Genomic DNA, 26294 nt, shown 5'->3' with positions numbered 1-26294 from the left:
GTTGTTTTAGAGCTCTGTCAGTTCTTTATTCGACCCCTCTTGTCGCATCTATCCGCCAAGCATTTTTATCCCAATACTTTTTATTAAAAATAACAAGCAAGGAAAAATGCTATGTCGAATCGCAAGCAAGCGAGACTGGAAGCAAAACAGTTTATTGAAACTCTCTCGGTACAGCCGTACCCAAATTCAAACAAAGTCTATGTAGAAGGTTCACGCCCGGATATCCGCGTCCCGATGCGTGAGATCTCTTTAGCTGACAGCCTTATCGGTGGTACCAAACAGGCTCCTGTTTTCGAGCCAAACGAATCAGTACGTGTTTATGACACCTCTGGTGTATACACCGACCCAAATCACTCTATCGACCTTTACAATGGCTTACCGAAGCTTAGAGAGGGCTGGATTGAAGAACGAAACGACACTGAAGTTCTTCAAGATGTCAGCTCTGTTTACGCAAAAGAGCGTTTGGAAGATGAAACGTTGGACGAGCTGCGTTACGGCAATCTGCCTCATATTCGACGTGCTAAAGAAGGGCACTGTGTTACTCAGCTTCACTACGCACGTAAAGGGATTATTACGCCTGAAATGGAGTTCATCGCTCTACGTGAAAACATGGGGCGCGCTAAGTATCGTGATGAAGTGCTAAACCAGCAGCACCCAGGTCAAAACTTTGGAGCCAATCTACCAAAAGACATTACTGCTGAGTTTGTCCGCAAAGAAGTGGCAGAAGGTCGTGCCATCATTCCATCAAATATCAACCACCCAGAATCAGAACCAATGATTATCGGGCGTAACTTCTTAGTCAAAGTGAATGCGAACATTGGTAACTCGTCGGTGACATCTTCAATCGAAGAAGAAGTAGAAAAACTCGTATGGGCCACGCGTTGGGGTGGGGATACCGTTATGGATCTCTCTACCGGGCGCAACATCCACGAAACCCGTGAATGGATTTTACGTAATAGTCCGGTGCCAATTGGTACAGTTCCAATGTATCAGGCGCTAGAAAAAGTAAATGGTATTGCGGAAAACCTAAACTGGGAAGTGATGCGTGACACCTTAATCGAGCAGGCAGAGCAAGGTGTGGATTACTTTACCATTCACGCAGGTTTGTTACTCCGTTATGTTCCGATGACGGCTAAACGTGTTACTGGCATCGTTTCTCGCGGTGGCTCCATCATTGCTAAATGGTGTTTAGCGCATCATCAGGAGAGCTTCCTTTACACTCACTTCCGCGAAATCTGTGAAATCTGTGCGAAGTATGATGTTGCACTTTCGTTGGGTGATGGCTTGCGTCCTGGCTCAGTCGCAGACGCTAATGACGAAGCACAGTTTGCTGAATTAAGAACCCTTGGTGAGTTGACTAAGATTGCCTGGGAGTATGACGTACAGGTGATCATCGAAGGCCCAGGACATATCCCAATGCACATGATCAAAGAGAACATGGATCAGCAACTGGAACATTGTCATGAAGCGCCGTTCTACACCTTAGGTCCACTAACTACTGATATTGCTCCGGGCTACGACCATATTACTTCCGGTATTGGTGCGGCGATGATTGGTTGGTATGGCTGTGCAATGTTGTGTTATGTCACACCTAAGGAACACTTAGGTCTGCCAAACAAGGAAGATGTAAAGACCGGCATGATCACCTACAAGCTGGCTGCACATGCTGCTGACTTAGCCAAAGGGCATCCAGGTGCACAGGTCCGTGATAATGCGCTATCTAAAGCACGTTTTGAATTCCGTTGGGAAGACCAATTCAACTTGTCATTGGACCCTGATACCGCGCGTTCTTTCCATGACGAAACACTGCCGCAAGAGTCTGGGAAAGTGGCTCACTTCTGTTCAATGTGTGGTCCTAAATTTTGCTCGATGAAGATTTCTCAGGAAGTAAGAGAGTACGCGAAAGACACCGAGCAAGTTGCTGCTGATCAGGCGATTTCTATCAAAATGCTTGATGATCCGTTAGAAGGCATGCGTCAAAAGTCAGAAGAGTTTCGTGCCACAGGTTCAGAACTTTATCACCCAGCTGTACACGCTGAGGTGGATGAGTAATGACTAAAATCCTTATTCCGTCACCATTAATAGAGCTAACGGGTTTCGTTCAGCAAAGTTTATTATTGGCGAAAGAACAGGGTTTTAGTACTGAAAAATTTGAGTTGGGCATTAGCCCAACTCATCTTATTCAGCTTGTTCTCGACCCAAATAAAACACTGAGCGTAGGCACGGATCTAGTTGATGGATTCGATGAAGCTTTAACTGGTGATTTTACGCTTTATTACCAATCGAATTTATCTTTGAAGGAAACGAGTCAGCAAAGTTCCTCGGCTATTTTTATTGGTATTACGGATACTTCTCCAACGCCAAACAGCGATGGCAACAACGCTCTCTTAGATATCTGGCGTCATCCAATTACTGATGAAGTAAGAGCGTTGTCTGCGAACTTGTCAGCATCAAACACCTTCCAAGCAGAGCATCACTTAGCTTGGACAGTGACGCTGTTGGCTCTCGAATTTCCAATTGAAGACGCTTTGACATTAGCTCGTGCAATGACGAATGTTTCACGTGAAACACTGTTTAACGGTGAAACATGCACGCTTCACGAGTGGGCATCTCACTTTACTGATTTTCCGACTCCGATTCTAGAAGACGCTCGCTTGGGTATTCAAGTTGGTTGGTCATCGCAAAGCGAGGCGGTCAGTTTTCCCTGCCTTGATAAAGAGAGCTTAGGGCTTTATCCCGTTGTTGATGACGTCAGTTGGATAGAGCGGCTTCTGCCGTTGGGTATTAAGACCATCCAGCTGCGTATCAAAAATCCTGACCAGTCTGATCTTGAAGAACAGATTATTCGCGCTATTGAACTAGGACGTCAATATGATGCGCAGGTCTTTATTAATGACTATTGGCAGCTTGCTATTCAGCACGGCGCGTTTGGTGTGCACCTTGGTCAGGAAGATATCGAAGAATCTAACTTGATTCAGTTGAGTGAAGCGGGGATTCATTTAGGACTGTCAACGCATGGTTACTATGAGCTGCTGCGAATTGTCCAAATCAATCCAAGCTATATCGCGCTAGGTCATATCTTTCCGACCACGACTAAGCAAATGCCATCAAAGCCACAAGGTTTGATTCGTTTAGCTTTGTATCAAAAGCTGATAGACAGCATTCCATATGGAAAGCAAGTTGGCTATCCAACTGTCGCTATTGGCGGTATTGATCAATCAAATGCAGAGCTGGTTTGGCGATGCGGTGTATCCAGTTTAGCTGTGGTTAGAGCCATAACATTGTCTGAGTCGCCAAAATCGGTGATTGAGTTTTTCAATCAATTGATGGGTAGCGCTCAGCCATTGCAGGTAGTGGAGAATGAAAGTGCTTACTGATAAAGAGTTCATTCGCTATCAGCGTCAAATTGCGCTACCTGAAATCGGGGAACTGGGACAAGCTCAACTAACCAAATCACATGTTTTGATCATTGGCTGTGGCGGACTAGGAAGCGCCGCGGGTTTGTATTTGTCAGCCGCTGGAGTGGGTAAGTTGGTTGTTGTTGATGATGACCATGTCGATAGTAGCAACTTACAGCGACAGGTTGTTTATCGAGAGCGTGATATCAACCGGATGAAAACTGAAGCTACTGCTCAACAGTTAGGTGCCCTCAATTCACTGGTTCAAGTTAGAACTATTCCGAAACGTCTTGATAAGTCTCAGCTGCAATTGGAAGTGATGCTTGCCGATGTTGTACTCGACTGTAGTGACAACATGCCAACTCGGCAGCTGATTAATCAAGTCTGTTTTCAGCAAAATACGCCTTTGATATCTGCGGCTGCCATTGGTTGGCAGGGACAGTTTGCTGTATTTGATTACTCAGAAGAACAACAGAGTTCAGGGTGTTACCGTTGCCTGTATCCATTTGATGAGCTGAAGCAAGGCATGAAGTGTAGCGAAATGGGGGTTGTCGGCCCTGTGGTTGGAACATTAGGAAACTACCAGGCCTTAGCCGCTATTCAAAAGCTGGCGACAGGTAAGTTTCATGTGGCTAGTGGTCACTTGCACCTGTTTGATGGTGCACGTATGACTTGGCAAACCATGGTGATCAACAAAGACCAAGAATGCCAGGTTTGTAGAAACGCGAACGAGCCACAGCACTGAGTTAGGAGAGGAGTCACAAATGACACCACCAAATCATTCGATAACTGAATTGAACGACGCCACAAGTGGAAAAGATAAGTTGGTCATCATCACTATTAATGACCAACCTCAGCAGGTCGCGTTAAACGCTAACTTACAGCAAATCATCACACAGTTTTCTCTACCAGACGTAGGCTGTGTTTTTGCCATAAATAATCAAGTTGTACCGCGTAGCGAATGGGCAAGCACGGTACTGTCAGAGGGAGATAGTATCTCTCTGTTTCAAGCCATCGCAGGGGGATAATGTCGATGCTGAAAATTGGTGATAAAGAATTTCAATCTCGCTTGTTCACGGGAACGGGCAAGTTTTCCAATAGCGCTCTTATGGCTGAAGCAATTCAGGTTTCAGGCTCTCAACTTGCAACGATGGCACTTAAGCGTGTAGACGTAAATGACCAGCAAGATGATATTTTGCAGCCTTTAATTCATGCTGGCGTGAATTTGTTACCGAACACTTCGGGTGCCAAAAATGCTAAAGATGCAGTTTTTGCCGCTCAGCTCGCGCGTGAAGCGTTAGGAACCAATTGGGTCAAACTCGAGATTCACCCTGACCCGAAATATTTAATGCCTGATCCGATTGAAACTTTAGCTGCTGCAGAACAACTGGTTCGAGAAGGCTTTATTGTTTTGCCATATTGCCATGCCGACCCTGTGTTGTGTAAACGACTAGAAGAAGTTGGCTGTGCAGCTGTTATGCCGTTAGGTGCACCGATCGGTTCGAACAAGGGCATTGTTTCTCATGACTTTCTAGAAATCATTATCGATCAGGCAAATGTGCCTGTCGTGGTTGATGCTGGAATTGGTGCACCTTCACATGCTGCACGTGCAATGGAAATGGGTGCGGATGCAGTACTGGTCAATACAGCGATCGCCGCAGCAAGCGATCCAGTTGCTATGGCAAAAGCATTTAAGATGGCAGTAGAGTCGGGTCGGATGGCTTATGAAGCAGGTCTTGCAGGGCAGGTTTCTCATGCAGTTGCTTCAAGCCCGCTAACGGCTTTTCTTGATGATCTGTAAAAGAGAGGTCTTAACATGAGCTTTTATGACCACTTTAAGCAGTTCAACTGGGATGATATTTCTATGTCGATATACGCCAAAACGGCCAAGGATGTGGAAAGGGCGCTGGCAAAACCCAAGCGAGATTTGGAAGATTTCAAAGCGCTCATTTCTCCCGCTGCAGAACCGTATCTTGAGCAGATGGCGAAGCTTTCTTATTCTCTGACACGTAAGCGCTTCGGCAATACCATGTCGCTTTATATTCCATTGTACCTTTCTAACCTTTGTGCCAATGCTTGCACTTATTGTGGTTTCTCTATGGAAAATCGCATTAAGCGTAGAACGCTAAACAAAGAAGAAGTGGCGGCGGAAATTGAAGCTATCAAGCGAATGAAATTCGACAGTGTCTTGCTGGTAACCGGCGAGCATGAAACCAAAGTAGGAATGAAGTACTTTCGCGAAATGGTGCCGATGATAAAACAGCGCTTTAACTATTTGGCGATGGAAGTACAGCCGCTGGATCAGGATGAATATGCCGAGCTTAAATCGCTGGGTTTGGATGCCGTGATGGTTTATCAAGAAACCTATCATCCATCGACCTACGCGGAGCATCACCTGCGCGGAAACAAAATGGACTTCCGATACCGCTTAGAAACACCAGATCGGTTAGCTAGGGCGGGAATCGACAAAATAGGTATTGGCGCGCTTATCGGGTTAGAAGAGTGGCGAACGGATTGTTTTTTTGCTGCGGCTCATCTTGATTACCTTGAGCGTACTTATTGGCAATCACGTTACTCAATTTCGTTCCCTCGACTCCGTCCCTGTGCAGGCAATGCGCCGACCAGTGGCTTGCAACCAAAATCAGTGATGACAGATAAACAGTTAGTCCAACTGATTTGTGCATACCGACTGTTTAACCCCGAAGTAGAGCTTTCGTTGTCGACACGTGAATCACCAAAGTTCCGTGATAATGTTTTGCCTCTTGGGATTACTAGTATGTCCGCGGCTTCTAAAACTCAGCCTGGTGGTTATGCGACAGAAGAAGTAGAACTCGAACAGTTCGAAATCAGCGATGAAAGAAGTGCAGCTTCAGTAGAAGATATGATCAGAGCAAAAGGTTTCGATCCAGTATGGCGAGATTGGCACTCTGTTTATTCAGGATAATTTAGGTGTTCCAGATGGTGAGTGTTTCACGTGAAACATCGTGAGTGGATAGATGATAATTAAACGAAGCATTGAACTTTATCTGACGACCTTTAAAAAAGGCTCTCCATTTGGAGAGCCTTTTGATTTTGCATCATAGAGACGTTTGAGCGTATTTATTACGAATGTGTCAAAGGCAGAGTAGCTTCGCGTAGCCAGTCTTTTACATCGCCTTCGACAAGAGGGCTGATTTGCTCCCAGACTTTTTGGTGGTAATCATTCAACCATGCCAGTTCTGGACGAGTCAGCATATCCACGTTGATGTTACGTTTGTCGATTGGGCAACGAGTCAGAGACTCGAATGACAGAACAGGGAAGTCACCGTTAGTTTGTTTTTCCACCACGAGCTCTAAGTTTTCGATACGGATACCGAATGCGTCAGCGCGGTAATAACCAGGCTCATTGGATAGCACCATACCTTCTGTTAGCGGTACATTGATTTGTCTTTTAGAAATGCTTGCAGGACCTTCATGTACACTCAGGAAGTGACCGACACCATGGCCAGTACCGTGGTCGTAATCGTAACCTTCTGCCCATAGGTGTTGGCGAGCCAATGTATCGATCTGGTAGCCACAAGTCCCTTTCGGGAAACGTGCACGAGCAACACCAATATGACCTTTTAACGCCAGAGTGAATTGCTTGATCATTTCTTCTGATGGTTGGCCAATCGCAATGGTACGCGTGATGTCGGTTGTGCCATCTAAGTACTGACCGCCAGAGTCAACCAGATAAAGTGTATTCATTTCTAGCTTACCTGGCTCTGGCTGGTTCTCATGGTTGTAGTGACACATTGCGGCGTTACCACCGGCTGCTGAGATCGTATCGAAGCTTAGGTCCATCAATGTTGGGTCTTCTTTACGGAATGCTTCTAATGTGTCTGCGAGTGTTGCTTCATCATGAAGATTACCAGCCGCTACTTCTGCATCTAACCAACATAGGAACTTACTCATCGCAACGCCATCGCGTACGTGACACGCTTTCATACCCGCAATTTCAACCGCGTTCTTCGCTGCTTTCGGCATTAGACATGGATCTGCCGCCGCGATAACCGATGCGCCGGAATTCTGTAGAACCAGCTTAAACCATGCATTGCTGATTGCTGGATCGACTAATACCTTTTTGCCAGTCATTGCTTCAAGACGAGACTGAAGTGCTTCTGGGTGATGAACGGTGACACCAGTACCTACGTGTGCTTCAAATTCATCTGGCAGTCGAGCTGGGTCAAGGAAGTATTCCACGGTGGAATCCGCATGAAGAAGAGCATGGGACAGAAGTACGGGTAGGCGAGATACATCTAAGCCACGAACGTTCAATAGCCAACAGATAGAATCAAGCGCGGTGATGACTGCACTGTCAGCGCCAGCATTTTTGATTAGCTGAGCGATCTCCTGACGTTTACTTTCGCTAGATTGACCAACCGCTTCCGTTGGCATCAGGCGAACATCAGAAACCACTGGAGCTGGGCGATCATGCCACAATTCATCAATCGGGTTACTGGTTAGCATATTAAGCTCAAACTTACCGGCAAGCTTCGCCTGCGCCGTATCTAGCCATGCGGAGCTATGCATACGTGGGTCAATCGCTACTGATGCTCCCGCTGCAAGATTGTCTTTGATCCAATCAAGCGCTGGCTCTTCAATCAGGTGGCGGTATTCAAATAGTTCTGCAGGCACTTGTTTGGTGACTTGAACGGTATAGCGGCCATCAACAAACATAGCTGCTTTATCTTTCGTAATGACGGCTGCTCCGGCTGAACCAGTAAATCCGGTTAGCCAATGTAGGCGTTCGTTATGAGCCGGAACGTATTCACCCAAATACTCGTCTTCGTGTGGGATGAGTAGGGCATCAATATTATGTTGAGCAAGCCATTCGCGAATCGCGTTCACGCGGCTTTGTGTATCGTTATGCATCTGTGTTATTCCTTCAATTACGGCTCCTTCATGCTCAATTTGGGAGCTGCTTCCTTCTGCTTAGTGCAGTATCGAATTAAACATTCTTAAGTTTAATCCTGGGTACAACAGGCCTAGATGAGCCAAAAAGGACTATCGACTGTTAAGCTACTCATTTTAACCGTTAAGCGCAAATTGAGTCCGAGTTTTTATCTAAGGTGATCGGTTTTTTGCGTGATCATCGTGCGTAACCAGTTCAGTGCCGGGTCGTTTTCTCTGTCTCTATGCCAGAACAAAGTATATGCCATTGGCGGAAATTCGAGTGGCAATGGCAGAACGGCTAAGTCGAGTTGCTTAGCTGCCAGCTGAACAAAGTGACTTGGTGCTGTGAAGATAAAATCGGTATAAGAACACAAACTTGCGGCACTATTGAAATCTGGAACTGTGACCGCGATGTCCCGTTCTGCGCCAATATCGGCGAGGCGATAATCCAGTAGCCAGCGATCATTACCATCGCAACGCACCTGAACATGGCGAAGAGATAGGTAAGACTCAAGGTTCCAATTTTTGTTTAGTGCGGGATGGTTCTTACGGATAATGCACATTTGATGATCGCGATAGATTTCCTGCTCACAAATATCATCCGGTGGCAGTAGGGTGAGTTTGGCATCGTTAATGTCGATGTCTTTCCCGGTCAAACCCAAATCCAACTCGCCGCGTTGTAGCATTTTAAACGTGTTATCCGACCACGGATGGGTGCTGATGGTCACGCCGGGTGCCTGCTGAAAAATTGCGGGTAAAAAATGAGGCAATATTAAAGGGTAGACGCTTTCCACCGCAGCGATTTGAAAGCGGTACTCACTGCTTTGTGGCGAAAACTCTTCAGGCTGCGTTATTACTTCCAGCTGGTTGATCAACAGATCGAGTTTCGGTTTTAGGAATAGAGAACGAGGCGTGGGTGTCAGTCCATGTGAATTACGAGTAAACAAAGGGTCGTCAAACTGAGTGCGCAGTTTGGCGAGTGATTTACTCACCGCTGATTGGCTAAGGCAAAGTCGATGTGCGGCTCGGGTCACGTTGAGCTCTTCCATCAGAACTTTAAAACAAACCAGCAGATTCAGATCAATACGTGCCAATTTCTCTATATTCATTATGATTTTCCTTAAAGGAATAATGGTCATGAGTATACATCATTTCCATTCATATCATCAGATGATTAAGCTTCACAAATAGTTCTTGTTCAATTTGGAGTGTAGTGTGTCTAGCCATAGTTCTAACAGTAAAATGCAGATGGCGTTATTGACCCTTTTGGTACTTTTTAGCCCGCTTGCGATAGATATTTATCTTCCTGCTTTACCTCTTATCGCTTCCACGTTTCAGGTAGATAATGCGCTAGCACAAGACACGATCACTTGGTTTTTGTTTGCTATGGGTGTCGGTCAGCTTTTTGCCGGCCCGCTAGCAGACAAACTCGGACGTCGAACTGTTGCATTGGGTGGTATCACCATTTACGCAATGAGTGCTTTATTGGCGTGGAGTGCTCAAAATATTGAGTGGATGTTGATGTCCCGATTGCTACAAGGCTTAGGCGCATGTGCGACATCAGTGGCAGCCTTTGCAACAGTTCGCGATATCTTTGGCCCGGAAAAAAGTGGCAAGATGATTAGCTACCTTAATGGTGCTATCTGCTTTATCCCGGCTTTGGCTCCTATCCTGGGTAGTTGGTTGACGCAGCAATTTGACTGGCGAGCGAATTTCAGTTTTATGGCTGGTTTCGCGGTGGTTTCTGGTGCGTTTATGTTCTTTATGATGAAGGAAACCAACCCTGCGACAGAAAAACAAGCGGTATTCAAACTCAGTCGTTACTGGGCTGTGCTCAGTACGCCGTCTTTCATTTTCCACGCATCGCTGTGTTTGATGGCAATGGCGGTAATCCTTGCCTATGTGACTTCTGCGCCGTCAGTACTAATGACCGGAATGGGTCTATCGATGAACGAGTTTACGTTCTGGTTTGGCGTGAACGCAGTAATAAACATCGCCGCATGTATGCTCGCACCTAAGTTTATGGATCGTTTTGGTACGCATAACACGCTGGTTGTGGGTATTTCGACCTTAGGTCTGGCTGGCGTGGTTATGATGCTGATGAATGGTCAGAACACCGCGTTCTCTTTTATGCTGCCAATCTTTATGTCTTCGATCGGTTTCGCTCTCATTCTTGGCGGAGCGGCGGGTAAGGCGCTAGAACCGTTCGGTGATAAAGCGGGTACGGCGGCAGCGTTACTTGGATTGTTCCAAATGAGTGGCTCTGGTTTATTGGTTGGTACGCTGCAGCGTTTATCATTAGATCCGCAAACACTAATTGCACTTCAAATGTGGATAATGCTACCTGCACTTGTCATATTGTTTACCAAAGCAGGTAAGAATTGGCATTCAAGCTTCGCGAAAGCGTAAAACTGTGTAATTTAGTATTTTCCAATATGAGGATCGAGTGTATATTTGTCGTTCACACTTTTCCTGACACCATAATGGAATTCAAAAAGTAATGTCGTTAACTACGTATGAAATGGCTCGTATTTTAGAGCAAATGGAAGAATCACCAGAAAAGGTGATGTTTGGTAAGTTGCTTAATGAGCTGGGCAATCAAAGCTCCGAGCGCATTCGTAGTGCGGCAAAACAAGTACCACTGCCAATCCTGCGTGATATTGTGTACCAATTCCAGCAAGTGATTGAGTCACGTAAAGGTGAGCAAGTAGAGCTATTAGCGAAAGATATTGCTCAGAAGGGTATCTCTGCTGATGAGTTGTTAGCTTACCTAAACAAACAATAAAAAATCCCCGCTACTGCGGGGATTTTTTATTTCATCAGTTTATTTTTCAAAGCCTGATCCAGAGAAAGCGGACCTGCGCCCCATACGATGAGCATTAGAATCATCAGCCCCCAAAGCTGGTGATCGTAGAACCCTTTTTCCCAAAGTAACGGATAGGACACTACGGCGACAATATTAAAGAGAAATAAAATCGCAGCCATTGGGCGAGTCATAAACCCCAGAGCGACGAACAGCGGCAGCGTTAACTCAGCTGCCGTCCCTAGATAAGCAGCTAACTCCCAAGGTAATAACGGCACCTGATATTCCAGCTCGAATAAGTAAAGTGTGCTATCCCAGGAGGTGATTTTGACTAAGCCTGAATTCAGAAACACCCAAGCGACCCATAAACGGCAGAAAAGCAGCAGCAAAGGTATAAGCGCAGTTTGTAGGGTATGAATCCACTGATCATATCGTCCAACTAAGTTTTTTACATTTTCTGTCATCGTGGACTCCTTACATCTCTTTTATGGTAAAGCCGTCAATAAGGCCAAGAGCTGTGATGTGGTTAAGCTCGTCTAGCATTACTTTTGGCATTTCACTCAACGAAAGCTTGTTCTCTAGAGCACATAGAACGCGAAATGCCTGAGGAGTCAGCTTATAACAGACAACTTGGTCGCGTTGATAAGCCATCACTCCTTGCTGGGGTTGATTGATATTGAGTTGTTCAAGTTGTTGGCTTTGAATCGCATGGAACAAATCAAACACGGCATAATTGGAATCAAAGCCAGAGCAGCCAGCTCTCAGGTGGAAGACTAAATTGGGCTGTTGTGATTCATTTACATGAGCAAGGTCGGCCAGGGGAATCAGATTCTCTGTCGTTCTTGCGTTGCCGTGAGTTTGTCTTGTCATATCGAGACACCATTCAAATCGGGCGACTTCGGCGCAATAGGGCGCATGCGACATGACTTGGTCAAACTGCTTAATGGTTTTATGAAAGCCTTTGCCATAGTGAGTAACGTGACCTTCGGTCAATGGATGGCTCAGCACATGTTGCATAGCTATTTGTGCAAAACACGCTTCACCCACTAATGCTTCAACCATAGGGTAAGTTGCCGACAAAACTTCACTTAAGCTGATGATGAAGTTGTTGCGATAAATCTGTATGCGTTCATCTGCGCTGAATTGATCAGCGGTGATACCGCAGTCTTCTCCCGATGTTTGATAGTGAAGTGCTTTAGCGAACTGGCTTTGTAAGGTAGCAAGGTTCATGATGCTTTCCTCGCAGATTCTAAAGCGGAGTAGGTTTGGTATTCTGAAAGAACACGGTTGGCTTTATCGGCTTCTGCTAGCAACACTTCAGGTGCGGGAATATCAAGATCCCACTCAATTAAAGTCTGTCGAGGGCCATGCTGTTTGATCCAACGGCGATAGAGTTGCCATACTTCTTCGCTGACCGGACGGCTATGGGTATCAATCCAAATCTCACCTTTTTCCAATTTTTTGATAGTAAACCCGGCGAGGTGAATTTCATCGACTTTGTCAGCAGGGATCCCTGCTAAATAAGTGTCGCAATCAAAACCATGATTGAATGCCGAAACGTAGACATTGTTTAGATCGAGTAGTAATCGGCAGTCTGTGCGTTGCTGAACTTCAGCTAAAAACTCCCACTCACTAATGGTGGAATGCTGAAATTTCACATAACTTGATGGGTTCTCGATTAAGATTTCACGTTGCAGATAGTCCTGTACTTCTTGTACGTTTCGCGTGAACACGTTCAGAGCTTCTTCGGTATATGGCAAGGGTAGCAAGTCGTTAAAGTAGTGACCTCCATGCTCACTCCAGCTTAAGTGGTCAGAAACAAACATCGGATCAATCACATCGACAAGGCTTTTTAGCTGAGCGAGATGCTCCTGACTGACTCGTGCTACCGAACCCAGTGACAAGCCAACACCATGGCAGCTAATTTGATAATGGTTACGAAGCTCTTGCAGCTGAATTCTTTCGGCCGAGTTAGGTTGAAAGTAGTTCTCGCTGTGAACCTCTAGCCACGACAAGTCCGACGGGTTGCGACTGAAATAATCTAGGTGAGGCATGCGTAATCCAACCCCAACGAGGTTTTGCAAAGCTTGATGTTTCACGTGAAACTCCTTTTCCAACGAGTTCTGGAGAAAAAGGGCGTGTGGATCGAGCCTTCACACACCCTGACGAGCATCATGGGGACAATTAAGATGAAGAAGTGCTACCGCCCGCCAATTTGTCACATAAACCTTTTGGCACAACCACGAAGGCATCTTTTTGACTGTCTTGTTTAGAGGTGCCGGCACAAGAGCTGTTTTTGGTTGCACAGTCGTTCTTACCTGCCTTGGCTACGCCATAACACTTTTCTTGTTCAGCTGCGACGGCAGATGTTGCAGTCAGCATTGTGCCGCCTAGTGCGATTAGACCCGTAACTGCAGCAGTAATAGCAAGATTCGAATTTTTCATAATAATTTCCTCTGAGTAGTTTCCTTTACTTCCATTTCGCAAGAAGAAGCGACACCATGTTGTTCAGTATTTGTCCACTTGCTTAATTTATGAGATAGGAAGGAGAGGTAAAAACTTTCAGTGAAATTTGCCATTAGTCTCTATTTTGGTTGCTCTTTTGATATAAGCGACTGAAGAGGTGAGGAAAAAAACAGCAAGTTTTTTCTCAAGTTTTGTCTAAACAGCGCCCAGCTGTTTAGGTTATAATCGGTTTTTATGTATAAATAACCAGTAGCTCATCATGATGGATCCATCTCTATTACTCGACGGTTTGAACGATAAACAGCGTGAAGCCGTTGCAGCACCTCTAGAAAACTTGCTCGTCCTTGCTGGTGCAGGGAGTGGTAAGACTCGTGTTCTTGTTCACCGAATCGCCTGGCTGATGTCTGTAGAACAAGCTTCTCCGTTTTCAATTATGTCAGTAACTTTTACTAACAAAGCGGCAGCGGAAATGCGTGGTCGTATTGAAGAGTTAATGATGGGCAGCGCATCTGGCATGTGGAATGGTACTTTCCATGGTATTTGTCATCGTATTCTTCGCGCGCACTATCTTGATGCCAAGCTACTGGAAGATTTTCAAATCATCGATAGCGACGATCAACAGCGACTACTTAAACGCCTGATCAAAGCACAAAATCTGGATGAAAAGCAGTGGCCTGCGCGCCAGGTGGCTTGGTGGATTAACGGCAAAAAAGATGAAGGTCTTCGCCCGGCGCACATTGATGCGTACCACGATCCGGTCACCAAAACTTACTTACAGTTATATACCGCTTATCAGGAAGCGTGTGATCGCGCTGGTCTGGTCGACTTTGCGGAAATTTTGCTTCGCGCTCATGAGCTACTGCGCGATAACAAGTTTGTCCGCGAGCATTACCAAGCGCGCTTTAAACATATTCTGGTCGACGAATTTCAGGATACCAACAACATTCAATACGCTTGGCTGCGTATGATGGCGGGACCTGAGTGTCATGTGATGATTGTGGGTGATGATGACCAGTCCATTTATGGCTGGCGTGGCGCAAAAGTGGAGAACATTGAGAAATTTACTCTTGAGTTCCCAAGTGTTAGCACGATTCGTCTGGAGCAAAACTACCGCTCGACCAAAACGATTCTGGAAGCATCGAACACGCTAATTGCCAATAATACTGAGCGTATGGGTAAAGAGCTTTGGACCGATGGTGTCGTTGGTGAGCCAATCTCGGTCTACAGTGCTTACAACGAGTTGGACGAAGCCCGTTTTGCCGTAACCAAAATTAAAGAGTGGCAAGACAAGGGCGGTGTCCTTAATGATGCCGCAATGCTCTACCGTAATAACGCCCAGTCTCGTGTACTGGAAGAAGCGTTGATTCAAGCGGGTCTTCCATACCGTATTTATGGTGGTATGCGATTCTTCGAACGTCAGGAAATCAAAGACGCCCTGAGCTACCTGCGTCTGATTGCCAACCGTAATGATGATGCGGCGTTTGAGCGTGTGGTGAATACACCAACGCGTGGTTTAGGTGATAAAACACTTGAGACGATTCGCCGTGCGGCTCGTGATCGTGGTTGCACTATGTGGGAAGCCAGTATTGCGATGCTGGATGAGCAGGTGCTTGCTGGTCGTGCTGCGGGCGCACTAAGCCGTTTTATCGAGCTCGTTACCGCGCTGGAAGACGATACGCTAGAGAAGCCTCTGCACGAGCAAACTGACCATGTGATCAAGTATTCCGGCTTATTTGCAATGTACGAGCAAGAGAAAGGCGAGAAGTCCAAAGCGCGTATTGAGAACTTGGAAGAACTGGTAACCGCAACGCGTCAGTTTGAGAAACCTGAAGAAGCAGAAGAAATGTCACTGCTTACCGCATTCCTGACTCATGCGGCTCTGGAAGCGGGTGAAGGCCAGGCAGACGAGTTCGAAGATGCGGTTCAATTGATGACTCTGCACAGTGCGAAAGGTCTGGAGTTCCCATTAGTGTTCATGGTGGGTGTCGAAGAAGGCATGTTCCCAAGCCAGATGTCTGCCGAAGAGGCCGGGCGTTTAGAAGAAGAACGTCGCCTTTGTTATGTCGGTATGACGCGTGCGATGCAAAAACTCTACATCACTTATGCAGAAATGCGTCGTTTGTATGGTCAGGATAAGTATCACAAACCATCACGTTTTATTCGCGAACTGCCGGAAGGTTGTCTGGATGAAGTACGCATGAAAGCGCAAGTCAGCCGCCCGGCAAGTAGTGGTCGCTTTAGCCAAACCACGGTAAAAGAGAACTTTAACGAGACGGGTTTTGCGTTAGGCTCACGCGTGATGCACCCTAAGTTTGGCGAAGGGACCATTATTAACTTTGAAGGTAGTGGCCCGCAAAGCCGCGTGCAAATTGCCTTTAATGGTGAAGGGATTAAATGGTTAGTGACTGCTTACGCAAGACTTGAGAAGCTGTAAGGCCTACAAGAAAAAGTGAATATAAGAGCTGCTTCGGTGGCTCTTGTTATTTCTGGCGCTTTTAAAAAGAAAAACCCCGAGGGCTTGCGCCCGTCGGGGTTATAGTCTTACTCGCAGCAATCCAGCTACTAAAAGTGCTCCATGCATCAAATCCATGATAGTGTGCTGATTCCTTCAGCTTATTCCTTTCGTCGCCTTCCTAGCGGTGTCCTTGACCTTATCCTGGTCTGCTAACAATCCTCGTTAGCTCTCATCACTTGTTCCCTGAGCGGTGTCCCTGACATCATCCTGATGTTCAATCCTTGCCTCGTCCAGAGGTGTCCATTTCCCGTCCTTAGTAGCAACCATCCTAGTCACTATTGATTCCGTTCAATGTCCAGTTTTGCATTCCATGCCCGACTATTCATCCTGAATAACCGTTTCTTCATCCTGAAGTCTACCAAATCCTTGGTAATTCCTGTTCCGTGTCAGCATCCTTCCGACAGGTTTAATATTACGTTTTTCATGCCTCTCGGCAATGGTGGAAATTCACATTTTTATGGTTTTAATGCAGCTCAAAATAGTACTTTTCTTATTATTCAATGCCTTATGCATTTTGTAGGGTGCTTTTTCTACTAAAAAAGCGTGTTTTACCTAACCCTTTGTGCGAGATCTCGCACAAAGGGGTGGGCCAAAGACGCCTAGTTGCCGATCGCGATTCCTTCTCGGCGTGGATCGGCTGCACCTTCCAGGCCATCTGAGGTGATTCGAATGGCGTGTAAACCAGAATTCAGATCACGAATTTCTGTAGTAAAGCCAATCTTTTCTAACTCTGGTTGTAAGCGGGTGGCCGCAGTACCTTGCTCTATATCCAATGTGCCAAAGCGGTTTAATAGCCTTGGTTGATTGATAGCTTGCTGGATATCCATATCCCACTGAGTATGAGCAATAATGGTTTGAGCGACGTAACCAATAATGCGGCTGCCTCCCGGCGAACCAATGGCCATATAAGGTTTATCGTCTTTGAGCATGATCGTTGGAGCCATAGAGGAACGCGGACGTTTACCTGGCTCTAAGCGGTTAGCTATCGGAGTTCCATCTTGATGAGTTCGGAAAGAGAAGTCGGTCAATTCGTTGTTGAGTAAAAAGCCACGAACCATTAACCGCGAGCCAAAAGCGTTTTCAATCGTTGTGGTCATGGATACCACATTGCCCTGTTTGTCGACGATATTGAAATGGCTGGTGGACGGAAGCTCTATCGATTCATCCATGCTGAGATTCATTGCATGAGACCATGGAGGGTTTCCGGCAGAGGCTTCTGGCAGTGCTTTACCAACTTCTATCAAGCTAGCTCGCTCCTTGAGGTAGTCGGCATCCAATAGTCCCGCGGTTGGCATGGGTACATAGTCCTGGTCTGCCATGTATTTGCCACGATCCGCGAAGGCGAGGCGAGACGCATCCGCAATGACTTGCCAGGATTTGGCACTTTCTGAGCCCCAGCCTTTAAGATCGTAATGCTCACTGATTGCCAGAATTTGTCCTACCGTTAATGCGCCGGAGCTTGGTGGTCCCATACCGCAGACATCATAGTTTTGATAAGCCACACATATCGGTTCGCGTTGCTTTATTTGGTAGGTATTAAAGTCTGACTGTGCGAGTACTCCCGGATTACCTGGCGCATTTTGGACCGTATCGATGATGTCCTGGGCGATATCACCCTGGTAAAAGGCCACAGCGCCTTTCTCTGCAATCGCAGTTAAAGTTTGCGCGTATTGAGGGTTTTTAAGGGTTGTTCCCGCCGATTTAGGTGAACCATCTGGATTAAAGAAATAAGCTTTGGTCGCAGGGAATCGTGATAGACGCTCAGCGTCGCCTTCTATCAGGCTTGCAAGTCGGGGACTGATGCTAAATCCTTGTTCAGCAAGCTTGATAATGGGTTGAATGATCTTTTTCCATTCTAGCTTGCCGTACTTTTGATGCGTATCCCACAACAGCTTGACGGTACCAGGTGTGCCGACAGAGCGGCCGGCGACAACGGCATCGTAAAATTGCAGTGGCTGGCCGTTGTCGTCCAGAAACAATTGTGGGGTTGCAGCCAGTGGTGCGGTTTCTCGGCCATCAAAAGTGGTGAGCTTTTGCTTATCGTTATCCCAATACACCAAGAATGCACCGCCTCCGATACCTGAAGATTGAGGCTCCACTAAACCCAGCATCAATTGAACGGCCACCATCGCATCTATCGCATTACCTCCTTGTTCAATTACGTCGGCGCCTGCTTGAGTCGCAATCGGGTTTGCGGCCGTCACCATGTAGTTTTTGGCTTTTTTCAGCTGCTTTTGCTCGACGCCAGTACTTTGCTCAGGTGCTATCGCGTCAGTGGCTTGATTGGCGAGGGCTTGGCTCGTCAGAGTTAAGGTGGAAGTAAGGAAAAGACCCGTAGTGACGAGCCGATTAAACGTCCATTGCATGATGACTCTCCATGTTACCAGTTGAATATCCAGCTTGGCAGCCATGGAGAGGATCGTCGAGTAAGCGGTCTTAGAAATGTCGGTTGTGCGACGCTTTTAAATCAGCCAGTTACACCGCAAAAGTACGGATGGTTTGCAGTAAGATGCTGCCACCGACTAGCGTGAACACCACACCGCATAAACCATCGATGTAAATACCGGCTTGTTGTAATCGTCGCTGCAATCTTTGTGTAGAGAGCATCCAGGCCAGGCTGGAAAACCAAAGCAGTGATAAACCAAATAGAATCACTAAAGCGATACCTTTTCCAGTAACAGACATGCCAGCAGGAACCAAACTCGACATTAAGCTGACGAAAAATACTAAGGCTTTTGGATTCAGAATGTTGGTCGCAAAGCCTTTAGTGAATGCCTGACGTTTATTACTGATCACCAGATTGTTGGCTTGATTTGACTGATCTGATTGTGGATTTTGGATCATCGCGATCACGGCTCGCAGTGCGCCAATACCTAAATAAAGTAAATAACTGCCACCGATTAATTGCAGAACGGAGTAAAGCGTTGGGTGTTGATGCACTAGGTAGCTCACACCGGTCAGGCTGAAAAAAGAGTGCAGCAAAATACCGAAGGACAAACCAAGCGCGATGTATAAACCAGTCTGGCGTCCATGACGTGTGGCGTTTTGTACGACTAACGCGAAATCGGGGCCGGGACTCATCAAAGCAATAAAGTGAATGCTGGCCAGAGTTAGCAGGATGGTTGATTCATTCATAAGACATCTCAAAACATAATGAAGAGGTTTATTCTCTCCGACACCGGCATGCCGCGCTTGTAAAAAACTGACAGTAAATGTCTGAAAGGGGCTAGCGTGTTACTTGCGATGGAGAAACGCCGTAAGTCTGCTTAAAGGCTTTACTGAAATGGGCCTGATCGTAAAAGCCAATTTGATGTGCGACTTCGGTTCCGCATTGTCCTGACTGAAGCAGCTTCATTCCTTGCTCGAGACGAAGCCGTGCAAACCATGCATAGGGCGTCATCCCTGTTTGGGCTTTAAAGTGGCGTTGAAACTGGGTAGGACTTAGCTGGCAGAGTTCAGATAACGACTCCAAACGAACGGACTGATCGAGATTTGCCATTAAGTAATCTTTTAAGGTGTTGAGCGACTGTTTTCCGAGGGGGATGACCTTTTTCCTAGCAAGTGATCCATAGCGATCAAAAAGCAGGTTAAATCCCTCAAATGGAAGACAATCTTTGGTCAACCGGCTGAGATTATTGCGTCGAAGATGGTGGTGTAAGTTACTAAGTTGTGAAAATATCTCTGGATCGGAGATGATCAGCTCATTAAAGCTGATTATTTGACCGTTTTGTTTAAGATCGGCCAGATCACTAAATAGGTGCGGTTCGATCGAGAAGACATTCACTTCATAACCGTCAGCAAGTCTCGATTGACCATCGTGCAGCTCATCGGGCGGCATAATCACGATTTGTCCGTGCCCGACTTGGTGGTGACTGCCCTGATAATGAAACTTCTGCTCGCCATGCGTGATCAGACCAAGGTGAAAATCCAGGTGATAGTGCTTTTGAAAAGCAAATTTCTGGTATTTCGCCTCAATCAGACTTAGTTGGTCATGGTCGGTTGCGTAGTATTGAATCTGTTCCATTACATACAAAAAAGCTTGGTCATATAATGACCAAGCTTATCTATGAATTGGTGACTTGTCTTGTAAAAAACGATCACTGAGCTTGAATTGCCCTGCGGGAACGGCGACTGCTGCGCAGTCCATCAAAGCTAAACACTACTAATGCTCCCCAGATAAAGGCGAATGTAATCGCTTTATCCATGGTAAAGGCTTCACCGTAAATCAAGACCGCGAGCAAGAACATCAGACTTGGCCCAATATACTGGAAGAAGCCCAGTGTAGAGAGTTTCAATCGAGTCGCTGCGCCCGTAAAGCAGAGTAGTGGCAGTGTCGTCACCACGCCAGCGGCTATAAGCAATGTATTTAACTGCCATGCGTTGTCTGCCATGCTCGAAGTCGGTGAGCTTGCGATAAAGAACAAATAAATCGCGGCTGCAGGCAGCATGACGAGCGTTTCGATGAATAACCCGGTTTGCGCTTCAACGCTGACTTTTTTGCGCAGTAAGCCATAAATACCGAAGCTCGTTGCTAATGCCATAGCAACAATAGGTACCGAACCAAATACAACGAGTTGTACCAGGACACCGCAGGCCGCAAGTGCGACAGCGAACCACTGCAGTTTACGTAGCCTCTCTCCGAGGAATATCATTCCAAGCAGCACGTTTAGCAGAGGGTTAATGTAATAACCTAAACTGGCATCAAGCATGTGGTTTGCGTTGACCGCCCAAATGAAAATCAGCCAGTTAGCCCCGACTAAAATCGCAGTAGAAACCAGATACAGCATCTTGGTTTTGTTTCTGATGATATCGCTAACCGAGCGCCAATGACGGCCAAAGTGGAGGAGTGCAGCAAGCAAAAAGAAAGACCAAATCACGCGGTGGCTGAGGATTTCTAAAGCTGATACATCAGTAATTGATTTAAAGTATATTGGGGCGATACCCCACATCGTGTAAGCGCCAATTGCAAGCAGGACGCCTTGCCGTGCACGTTGCTGTTCTTCTTGTATCATGACGTGTCACCTAATTGTGTTTATAGAGCGGACGAGCAGTATACGAGTCGTGTTGGCAAACACCTAGTAATTTGCGGTTTTATTCACCATGAAACCCCATTACAATGTGCCCTCATTTTGTATGCTGGTGGCATATAAAAGCATTCCTATGATCACCCAATCTGAGACAATTCATGACCTCGACCTTGTTAGCCGAACCTTCAGACTCGCCTGTAACGCCTCAACGTGTGTTGGAGGACGTCTTCGGTTATCAAAAATTCCGCGATGGTCAGCAAGAAGTTATCGATGCGGCGATTGATGGACAAGACAGCTTGGTGATCATGCCTACCGGCGGTGGTAAATCTCTCTGCTATCAAATTCCCGCGCTGGTACGAAACGGGATCACCTTGGTTATCTCTCCGCTGATTTCTTTGATGAAAGATCAGGTCGACCAGCTAAAAGCCAATGGTGTCGCGGCGGAATGCGTGAATTCGACCATGAGCAGAGAAGAACTGCTGAGTGTATATAACCGTATGCACAACGGGCAGCTGAAGCTGATTTATGTTTCTCCAGAGCGGGTCTTGATGCGTGACTTTATTGAACGCCTTGAAAGTCTGCCTCTGGCGATGATTGCGGTTGACGAGGCGCATTGTATCTCGCAGTGGGGACATGATTTCCGTCCTGAATACGCGTCACTGGGCCAGCTTAAACAGCACTTTTCTCACGTTCCATTTATGGCGTTAACAGCGACTGCTGATGATGCCACCCGTCGGGATATCTTAGAGCGTTTAAGACTGAACGACCCGCAGGTTTATCTCGGCAGCTTTGACCGCCCAAACATTCGCTATAATCTGGTGGAAAAACACAAGCCTGTCTCTCAGATCATCCGTTATTTGGAAACCCAGAAAGGGAACTGCGGCATTATTTATTGTGGTAGCCGCAAGAAAGTGGAAATGGTGACAGAGAAACTGTGTAACAACCATATTCGCGCAGCAGGTTATCATGCTGGCATGGATACCGATGAACGCGCTTATGTTCAGGAAGCGTTTCAGCGTGACGATATCCAGATCGTAGTAGCGACCGTCGCTTTTGGTATGGGCATCAATAAACCTAATGTGCGCTTCGTGGTGCATTTTGATATTCCGCGCAATATCGAGTCCTACTATCAGGAAACGGGCCGAGCAGGGAGAGATGGCTTACCAGCAGAAGCGATGATGCTTTTTGACCCAGCCGACATCAGCTGGCTGAGACGTATGCTGGATGAAAAAGACGATGGTCCGCAGAAGCAGGTAGAAAGCCATAAGCTGAATGCGATGAGTGCATTTGCTGAAGCTCAGACTTGTCGCCGTCAGGTTCTGCTCAACTATTTTGGCGAATATCGTGAGAAACCATGTGGTAACTGCGATATCTGCCTCGATCCACCGAAACACTTCGACGCTACCGAAGAAGCACGTAAAGCGCTGTCTTGTGTCTATCGTGTGAACCAAAGCTTTGGCATGGGTTATGTCGTGGAAGTACTGCGCGGTATGCAAAATATCCGCGTGCGTGAAAATGGACACGATAAGATATCCACTTATGGAATCGGCCGTGACCACAGCCATGATTATTGGGTAAGTATCTTCCGCCAGTTAATCCACAAAGGTTTGTTGTTCCAGAACATTACCCGTAACTCAACCTTGCAGCTTACGGAAGAAGCGCGTCCATTACTGCGTGGCGATGTGGCACTGGAGCTCGCGGTACCACGTCTGGATACCGCAGCACGAGCGGCTAAGTCGGATAAACTGACCAGTAAAAACTACGATAAAAAGCTGTTTGCCAAACTGCGTAAACTGCGTAAGTCGATTGCGGATGAAGATGGCTTACCACCTTATGTGGTCTTCAGTGATGCGACACTGATTGATATGGCGGAGATTCTGCCAACTTCTTATGGCGAAATGCTTGCAGTCAGTGGGGTGGGTCAACGTAAACTTGAGAAATACGCCGATCCATTCTTAGATCTTATTCAAGAACATATTACCCATCACGGTTAAGGATATTACATGCACAAGGAATTTGGCCTTGCTGAATACATTGCCGAAGAAGGTCGTTTACTTATTACTGCGCCAAGCTTCGATTTGGATACGTTTCCGGTGCTGGGTGAACGTTTGGTCGGCTTGCTGTCGGCCTCGGTTGTCGAGAAGCAGTGGGATGCCGATATTCATTCGTGGCTTATCGATTTTGAAGGTTGCCGTCTGTTTATGAAGGCAGAACACTACAGCGAAGCGATATGGTTTGAAGCACTAGCAGTGGAAGAGAGCAGGGAAGAGCTCGATTATCTTGCCGGATTATTCCAACGCGGATTCTGATCAAAGCAGTAAAATCTTGTTAAGGGTGTTTCACATGAAACACCCTTTTTTGTGTATACCCAAGTGACTTCAAGATGCAGGATTCAGAGCGGTGTCACTGATTCAAGTTCAAGGAAAACGACGCCGTGGAATAGCGAGCTCTTTCCAAGTTGTTTGACGATGAAATTGTTGCAGTGACACGCTCCCAAAGGGCGAGTTGTCTTGGCTTGCATACTTTGTTAACGGTTTTCGATTTAGAACCACTAGATCATCAAATCGTTGCCTTGTCTGTAAGCCAAGTCATTCTCGCTGAACTAAGCATCTTGAGGTTACTTGGGTATAAACGTTTGCGTAAAAACCACTGCTTGCGAGCAAAATTGGTTAATGTATAATCGCCCACCGCTTAGCTCTTAGGAGCCAAGTCAGTTTATTTTTTCATTTTACATTGTTGGTAAGAGTCGTTTTTATTTTAAAAGCGCTCGATTTGGGTTCCCTCGCCCCCAAACCAAACTAAAAAGGTATCGCATGAGTAACTTTACCCCTGCGCAGCAGCGCAACGCCCTTATTTATCTGGTTTTATTCCACCTGATCATTATTGCATCCAGCAATTACCTCGTTCAGCTACCCTTTACGATTTTTGGTCTCCATACCACATGGGGCGCATTTACCTTTCCGTTTATCTTTTTGGCAACGGATTTGACGGTACGTATCTTTGGCGCAGGATTAGCGCGTAAGATCATTTTCTTAGTCATGTTACCAGCGCTGGCCGTATCTTACCTTTTGTCAGTGGTGTTCTTTGAAGGTCAGTTCCAAGGGTTTGGACACCTAGGAGAATTTAACCTGTTTGTGGCGCGTATCGCGGTGGCGAGTTTTATGGCGTACCTATTGGGTCAAATTCTGGATGTGCATGTCTTCAATCGCCTGCGCCAGATGAAACAATGGTGGGTGGCACCAACCTGTTCAACGCTGTTTGGTAATGCGCTTGATACCATCGCGTTCTTTGCTATCGCATTTTACCAGAGCCCAGATCCATTTATGGCGGAGCATTGGACTGAAATAGCGCTGGTGGACTATGGCTTTAAGCTGGTGATCAGCCTTGGCTTGTTTGTTCCGATGTACGGTGTCTTACTGAATTATCTGATCAAAAAGCTGACCGCAGTAAACCCGGACTTCAAAGTGACGACGACTGCTTAGTCAGGAAGCATTCCGCGAATACCAAAAAGCCGCTTGTTTTTAACAGCGGCTTTTTGTGTTTTTTAGGGGGATGTACAGCATAGGAAGCATTTAGATCATGGGTGTCCAAAAGCTCTTTGAGCTGTACAGAACCATCATTAAGGCAATAAAAAAGGCTCCCAATGGAGCCTTTTACCTATCACTAATTAATTGTTAGAGCGCTGAAATTGTCAATGGCCAGCCAATATCGGTCTGGCGGTTTGATTCAATTTCCAACTCTGCGGCGGTCAGCGGGTTGGCTTCTAACCACTTTGCATCAATGCTTAGTGTCAGGTTGTCACCTTCGGCAGAAAGTTCCACTTGAGGCTCTAAGCTTTGATTACGTCGATGAGTTAGCAAGACTGCAAGTCGCAATAAGCGCAATAGGCGTTTTGCACTGTTACCAGATAGTGCATGTTGCTCTGGTAATGAAGTGAGCTGCTCACGGTAACGGCGGGCTATCTCACCAATAAAGAATTTTTGTGCGCGTGTGAACCCCGGTAAATCCAAGTTTTGCAGCAAGTAAGCGCTGTGTTCACCACCTTTTTTAAAGTCGATGGTTAAGCCAATTTCATGTAACTTGGCTGTGGTTTCCAGTAGAACTTCACCTTGAGGCTCCGCAATCCACGCATCACCACCGGCTTGCTGTAATAGCTTACTTGCAAGGGTTGCTACTTGTTCACCGTACTCGCAATCCAATTGATAACGACTTTGAACACTGCAGATAGTGCGTGAGCGAATGTCTTTTTGGCGCAATTCTTCGACCATTTCGTACACCAGACCTTCACGCAGAGCGCCGCCTGCAAGGGTCATCGCGTCTATCTCAAGTAACTCAAACACAGCAATCAGAATGGACAGACCGCTTGGGAAGACCAGTGCACGCTCGAGCGTCAGGCCTTCTATGTCGAGCTCTTCTAAATGATCGGCTAACATGGCTTGCTTTTGCAGGCGTTTAAGTTTGGAGTGAGTAATTACTTCGTCCATTCCCTGTGCCAGCATTATCTCTTGTAGCGCCTGAACGGTACCTGAAGCCCCGACACAAACATCCCAACCCAAGTCGATATACTGCTCTAAAATCGGCTTGATAGTCTGTTTTGCACCTTCTATGGCGGCATCGAAGTTACGAGCATTCAGTTGACGATCTTTGAAGAAGTTCTCCAACCAGGTCACGCAGCCCATTTTTAAACTGGTGAGTGCTTTGGCTTCAAAACCCTCTCCGATGATAAGTTCAGTGCTGGCACCGCCAATATCGACCACAAGACGGCGGCCACTGCCACCAGAAGTATGAGCGACGCCTTTATAAATAGTCGCCGCTTCTTCTTCACCGGAGATAACTTCGATCGGATGACCAAGAATTTGACGTGCTTTCTCGAGAAACTCATCCACATTCGTCGCAGTACGTAATGTCGCAGTACCGACGATACGAATGTTCTGTTTAGGAATATCTTGCAAGCGTTCCGCAAATAGACTTAAGCAGTCCCATCCTCGCTGCATAGCTTCCATACTAAGAGAATTATGTTCATCTAAGCCCGCCGCTAGACGAACTTTGCGCTTAATTTTAGCCATTGTTTGAACGCTGCCATCGATGTGACGCACAACGAGCATGTGAAAACTGTTCGACCCGAGGTCGATGGCGGCGTATAGCGGTGATGATCCTGCTTGACTCATATA

23 protein-coding genes are annotated in these 26294 nt (G+C 46.5%); 12 read left to right on the top strand and 11 right to left on the bottom strand.

Features of this window, described 5'->3' with window-relative positions:
• Positions 1-111: 111 nt before the first annotated feature.
• The 6 genes from thiC to thiH are packed head-to-tail and all read left to right on the top strand — an operon-like array spanning position 112 to position 6342.
• Positions 112-2052, top strand: a complete 1941-nt coding sequence (gene thiC / locus VEJY3_RS15570; RefSeq protein WP_014233373.1) for a phosphomethylpyrimidine synthase ThiC — start codon at positions 112-114, stop codon at positions 2050-2052.
• The gene (locus VEJY3_RS15565) at positions 2052-3377 is read left to right on the top strand and encodes a thiamine phosphate synthase (protein WP_014233372.1); all 1326 of its coding nucleotides are present in this window, start codon (positions 2052-2054) and stop codon (positions 3375-3377) included. The genes thiC and VEJY3_RS15565 overlap by 1 nt, the downstream gene beginning before the upstream one ends.
• Complete coding sequence (thiF, locus tag VEJY3_RS15560; RefSeq protein WP_041170374.1) at positions 3367-4143, top strand: thiazole biosynthesis adenylyltransferase ThiF; 777 nt, start codon at positions 3367-3369, stop codon at positions 4141-4143. The genes VEJY3_RS15565 and thiF overlap by 11 nt, the downstream gene beginning before the upstream one ends.
• A 19-nt stretch (positions 4144-4162) precedes the next feature.
• Positions 4163-4426 (top strand): sulfur carrier protein ThiS, encoded by a 264-nt coding sequence (thiS, locus tag VEJY3_RS15555; RefSeq protein ID WP_014233370.1) that lies wholly within the window; start codon positions 4163-4165, stop codon positions 4424-4426.
• Positions 4427-4431: 5 nt separating this feature from the next.
• Positions 4432-5199, top strand: a complete 768-nt coding sequence (locus VEJY3_RS15550; protein WP_014233369.1) for a thiazole synthase — start codon at positions 4432-4434, stop codon at positions 5197-5199.
• A 15-nt stretch (positions 5200-5214) separates the two neighbouring features.
• Positions 5215-6342 carry a 2-iminoacetate synthase ThiH gene (gene thiH / locus VEJY3_RS15545; protein ID WP_014233368.1) on the top strand — a complete coding sequence of 376 codons (1128 nt, stop codon included), beginning with the start codon at positions 5215-5217 and terminating at the stop codon, positions 6340-6342.
• A gap of 158 nt (positions 6343-6500) precedes the next feature.
• On the opposite strand, the gene VEJY3_RS15540 is transcribed toward thiH, so the two are convergent.
• Together VEJY3_RS15540 and VEJY3_RS15535 are read right to left on the bottom strand one after the other, a co-directional pair.
• Positions 6501-8291, bottom strand: a complete 1791-nt coding sequence (locus VEJY3_RS15540; protein ID WP_014233367.1) for an aminopeptidase P family protein — start codon at positions 8289-8291, stop codon at positions 6501-6503.
• 188 nt (positions 8292-8479) lie between these two features.
• Complete coding sequence (locus tag VEJY3_RS15535) at positions 8480-9421, bottom strand: LysR family transcriptional regulator (protein ID WP_014233366.1); 942 nt, start codon at positions 9419-9421, stop codon at positions 8480-8482.
• 106 nt (positions 9422-9527) lie between these two features.
• On the opposite strand from VEJY3_RS15535, the gene VEJY3_RS15530 reads away from it, so the two are divergent.
• Entirely contained in the window at positions 9528-10721 is a 1194-nt protein-coding gene (locus VEJY3_RS15530; RefSeq protein WP_014233365.1) for a multidrug effflux MFS transporter, read from the top strand.
• A 91-nt stretch (positions 10722-10812) separates the two neighbouring features.
• Positions 10813-11097: a hypothetical protein gene (locus tag VEJY3_RS15525; RefSeq protein WP_014233364.1), complete on the top strand. Its 285-nt coding sequence runs from the start codon at positions 10813-10815 to the stop codon at positions 11095-11097.
• A 26-nt stretch (positions 11098-11123) separates the two neighbouring features.
• Here VEJY3_RS15525 and VEJY3_RS15520 read toward each other — a convergent pair whose 3' ends face one another.
• The 4 genes from VEJY3_RS15520 to VEJY3_RS15505 all read right to left on the bottom strand — a co-directional run bounded on the left by VEJY3_RS15520 (position 11124) and on the right by VEJY3_RS15505 (position 13560).
• Entirely contained in the window at positions 11124-11579 is a 456-nt protein-coding gene (locus tag VEJY3_RS15520; protein ID WP_014233363.1) for a DoxX family protein, read from the bottom strand.
• Positions 11580-11589: 10 nt separating this feature from the next.
• On the bottom strand, positions 11590-12345 hold the full coding sequence (locus tag VEJY3_RS15515; protein WP_014233362.1) for a DNA-binding domain-containing protein: 756 nt from the start codon (positions 12343-12345) through the stop codon (positions 11590-11592).
• Positions 12342-13214 (bottom strand): DUF692 domain-containing protein, encoded by an 873-nt coding sequence (locus tag VEJY3_RS15510; RefSeq protein ID WP_014233361.1) that lies wholly within the window; start codon positions 13212-13214, stop codon positions 12342-12344. Before VEJY3_RS15510 ends, VEJY3_RS15515 begins: the two co-directional genes overlap by 4 nt.
• An 85-nt stretch (positions 13215-13299) precedes the next feature.
• A complete protein-coding gene (locus VEJY3_RS15505) occupies positions 13300-13560 on the bottom strand; it encodes a DUF2282 domain-containing protein (protein WP_014233360.1) in 261 nt (86 codons plus the stop codon).
• A 280-nt stretch (positions 13561-13840) separates the two neighbouring features.
• On the opposite strand from VEJY3_RS15505, the gene uvrD reads away from it, so the two are divergent.
• Positions 13841-16015, top strand: coding sequence for a DNA helicase II (gene uvrD, locus VEJY3_RS15500; RefSeq protein ID WP_041170281.1), 2175 nt, complete (start codon positions 13841-13843; stop codon positions 16013-16015).
• Between the two features lie 680 nt (positions 16016-16695).
• Here uvrD and ggt read toward each other — a convergent pair.
• From ggt to rarD, 4 genes are all read right to left on the bottom strand, one after another.
• Positions 16696-18462, bottom strand: coding sequence for a gamma-glutamyltransferase (gene ggt, locus VEJY3_RS15495; RefSeq protein ID WP_014233357.1), 1767 nt, complete (start codon positions 18460-18462; stop codon positions 16696-16698).
• 109 nt (positions 18463-18571) lie between these two features.
• The gene (locus tag VEJY3_RS15490) at positions 18572-19231 is read right to left on the bottom strand and encodes a LysE family translocator (protein ID WP_014233356.1); all 660 of its coding nucleotides are present in this window, start codon (positions 19229-19231) and stop codon (positions 18572-18574) included.
• 91 nt (positions 19232-19322) lie between these two features.
• Positions 19323-20120 (bottom strand): AraC family transcriptional regulator, encoded by a 798-nt coding sequence (locus VEJY3_RS15485; RefSeq protein WP_041170280.1) that lies wholly within the window; start codon positions 20118-20120, stop codon positions 19323-19325.
• A gap of 73 nt (positions 20121-20193) precedes the next feature.
• Positions 20194-21108, bottom strand: coding sequence for an EamA family transporter RarD (rarD, locus tag VEJY3_RS15480; protein ID WP_014233354.1), 915 nt, complete (start codon positions 21106-21108; stop codon positions 20194-20196).
• 173 nt (positions 21109-21281) lie between these two features.
• On the opposite strand from rarD, the gene recQ reads away from it, so the two are divergent.
• The 3 genes from recQ to VEJY3_RS15465 all read left to right on the top strand — a co-directional run bounded on the left by recQ (position 21282) and on the right by VEJY3_RS15465 (position 24605).
• Positions 21282-23117, top strand: a complete 1836-nt coding sequence (gene recQ, locus VEJY3_RS15475; protein ID WP_014233353.1) for an ATP-dependent DNA helicase RecQ — start codon at positions 21282-21284, stop codon at positions 23115-23117.
• A gap of 9 nt (positions 23118-23126) precedes the next feature.
• On the top strand, positions 23127-23432 hold the full coding sequence (locus tag VEJY3_RS15470) for a DUF3630 family protein (RefSeq protein ID WP_014233352.1): 306 nt from the start codon (positions 23127-23129) through the stop codon (positions 23430-23432).
• A gap of 504 nt (positions 23433-23936) precedes the next feature.
• Complete coding sequence (locus VEJY3_RS15465; protein WP_014233351.1) at positions 23937-24605, top strand: 7-cyano-7-deazaguanine/7-aminomethyl-7-deazaguanine transporter; 669 nt, start codon at positions 23937-23939, stop codon at positions 24603-24605.
• 192 nt (positions 24606-24797) lie between these two features.
• On the opposite strand, the gene gppA is transcribed toward VEJY3_RS15465, so the two are convergent.
• On the bottom strand, positions 24798-26291 hold the full coding sequence (gppA, locus tag VEJY3_RS15460; protein ID WP_014233350.1) for a guanosine-5'-triphosphate,3'-diphosphate diphosphatase: 1494 nt from the start codon (positions 26289-26291) through the stop codon (positions 24798-24800).
• Positions 26292-26294 lie beyond the last annotated feature (3 nt).

Source organism: Vibrio sp. EJY3 (genome assembly GCF_000241385.1).
In the GTDB taxonomy this organism is placed as follows: Bacteria; Pseudomonadota; Gammaproteobacteria; order Enterobacterales; family Vibrionaceae; genus Vibrio; species Vibrio natriegens.
The sequence above is the reverse complement of the archived record's forward strand: the minus strand, read 5'-3'. Positions and strand labels throughout refer to the sequence as shown.

Bases quoted from the DNA above. Each gene is read 5' to 3' on its own strand.
- recQ (WP_014233353.1), top strand. From the start codon at position 21,282: ATGACCTCGACCTTGTTAGCCGAACCTTCAGACTCGCCTGTAACGCCT.
- VEJY3_RS15520 (WP_014233363.1), bottom strand. From the start codon at position 11,579: ATGACAGAAAATGTAAAAAACTTAGTTGGACGATATGATCAGTGGATT.
- uvrD (WP_041170281.1), top strand. From the start codon at position 13,841: ATGATGGATCCATCTCTATTACTCGACGGTTTGAACGATAAACAGCGT.
- VEJY3_RS15535 (WP_014233366.1), bottom strand. From the start codon at position 9,421: ATGAATATAGAGAAATTGGCACGTATTGATCTGAATCTGCTGGTTTGT.
- VEJY3_RS15550 (WP_014233369.1), top strand. From the start codon at position 4,432: ATGCTGAAAATTGGTGATAAAGAATTTCAATCTCGCTTGTTCACGGGA.
- VEJY3_RS15465 (WP_014233351.1), top strand. From the start codon at position 23,937: ATGAGTAACTTTACCCCTGCGCAGCAGCGCAACGCCCTTATTTATCTG.
- VEJY3_RS15565 (WP_014233372.1), top strand. From the start codon at position 2,052: ATGACTAAAATCCTTATTCCGTCACCATTAATAGAGCTAACGGGTTTC.
- VEJY3_RS15515 (WP_014233362.1), bottom strand. From the start codon at position 12,345: ATGAACCTTGCTACCTTACAAAGCCAGTTCGCTAAAGCACTTCACTAT.
- ggt (WP_014233357.1), bottom strand. From the start codon at position 18,462: ATGCAATGGACGTTTAATCGGCTCGTCACTACGGGTCTTTTCCTTACT.
- VEJY3_RS15490 (WP_014233356.1), bottom strand. From the start codon at position 19,231: ATGAATGAATCAACCATCCTGCTAACTCTGGCCAGCATTCACTTTATT.
- thiS (WP_014233370.1), top strand. From the start codon at position 4,163: ATGACACCACCAAATCATTCGATAACTGAATTGAACGACGCCACAAGT.
- VEJY3_RS15540 (WP_014233367.1), bottom strand. From the start codon at position 8,291: ATGCATAACGATACACAAAGCCGCGTGAACGCGATTCGCGAATGGCTT.
- thiH (WP_014233368.1), top strand. From the start codon at position 5,215: ATGAGCTTTTATGACCACTTTAAGCAGTTCAACTGGGATGATATTTCT.
- VEJY3_RS15505 (WP_014233360.1), bottom strand. From the start codon at position 13,560: ATGAAAAATTCGAATCTTGCTATTACTGCTGCAGTTACGGGTCTAATC.
- VEJY3_RS15485 (WP_041170280.1), bottom strand. From the start codon at position 20,120: ATGGAACAGATTCAATACTACGCAACCGACCATGACCAACTAAGTCTG.
- thiC (WP_014233373.1), top strand. From the start codon at position 112: ATGTCGAATCGCAAGCAAGCGAGACTGGAAGCAAAACAGTTTATTGAA.
- VEJY3_RS15470 (WP_014233352.1), top strand. From the start codon at position 23,127: ATGCACAAGGAATTTGGCCTTGCTGAATACATTGCCGAAGAAGGTCGT.
- gppA (WP_014233350.1), bottom strand. From the start codon at position 26,291: ATGAGTCAAGCAGGATCATCACCGCTATACGCCGCCATCGACCTCGGG.
- VEJY3_RS15525 (WP_014233364.1), top strand. From the start codon at position 10,813: ATGTCGTTAACTACGTATGAAATGGCTCGTATTTTAGAGCAAATGGAA.
- rarD (WP_014233354.1), bottom strand. From the start codon at position 21,108: ATGATACAAGAAGAACAGCAACGTGCACGGCAAGGCGTCCTGCTTGCA.